General features: G+C 45.3%; 1 protein-coding gene. It reads right to left on the bottom strand.

Annotated features, from left to right (window positions below; all coding sequences use genetic code 11):
* Nucleotides 1-2: 2 nt before the first annotated feature.
* Nucleotides 3-1196 (bottom strand): elongation factor Tu, encoded by a 1194-nt coding sequence (gene tuf, locus H8K33_RS19625; RefSeq protein WP_186892762.1) that lies wholly within the window; start codon nt 1194-1196, stop codon nt 3-5.
* Nucleotides 1197-1200 lie beyond the last annotated feature (4 nt).

Below are 1200 nucleotides of genomic sequence, written 5' to 3'. Positions count from 1 at the left end.
AATTAACCAGCGATAATTTTAGCAACAACACCTGCACCAACAGTACGACCACCTTCACGAATCGCGAAACGGAGACCTTCTTCCATCGCGATCGGGTTGATCAATTTTACTGTGATAGAAACGTTATCACCTGGCATGACCATTTCTTTGTCTTTCGGCAACTCGATTGAACCAGTTACGTCCGTTGTACGGAAGTAGAACTGTGGACGGTAGTTGTTGAAGAATGGTGTATGACGACCACCTTCATCTTTAGACAAAACGTAGATCTCGCCTGTGAAATGATCATGCGGCTTGATGGAACCTGGTTTTGCCAAAACTTGACCACGTTGAATATCTTCACGCTTAGTACCGCGCAACAAGACACCAACGTTGTCACCAGCTTGACCTTGATCCAGCAATTTGCGGAACATTTCAACACCAGTACATGTCGTTTTAACTGTGTCTTTAATACCAACGATTTCGATCTCTTCACCGACTTTAACGATACCGCGCTCGATACGGCCAGTTACAACAGTACCACGACCAGAAATAGAGAATACATCTTCTACTGGCAACAAGAATGCGCCGTCAACAGCACGTTCTGGTGTTGGAATATAAGAATCCAAAGCATCAGCTAATTTCATGATCGCTTCTTCGCCCAATGGACCTTTGTCGCCTTCAAGCGCCAATTTTGCAGAACCTTGAACGATAGGCAAGTCGTCACCTGGGAATTCGTATTTAGATAATAATTCACGAACTTCCATTTCAACCAATTCCAACAACTCAGCGTCATCAACCATGTCGCATTTGTTCAGGAAAACGATGATGTATGGAACACCAACTTGACGTGCCAACAAGATGTGCTCACGTGTTTGTGGCATTGGACCGTCAGCTGCGGAGCAAACCAAAATCGCGCCGTCCATCTGAGCAGCACCAGTAATCATGTTTTTAACATAATCAGCATGGCCTGGGCAGTCAACGTGTGCGTAGTGACGTGTTGCTGTTTCGTATTCTACGTGCGCTGTATTAATAGTAATACCGCGTGCTTTTTCTTCTGGAGCCGCATCGATTTGATCGTATGCTTTAGCTTCGCCGCCAAATTTCTTAGACAATACTGTCGCAATCGCTGCTGTCAATGTCGTTTTACCGTGATCCACGTGACCAATTGTACCGACGTTAACGTGCGGCTTGGTGCGTTCGAACTTACCTTTTGCCATTTTA

The organism is Affinundibacterium amnicola, assembly GCF_014284275.1.
GTDB classification, from domain to species: Bacteria; Pseudomonadota; Gammaproteobacteria; order Burkholderiales; family Burkholderiaceae_D; genus Undibacterium; species Undibacterium amnicola.
This window is presented reverse-complemented; position numbering and strand designations above follow the sequence as displayed.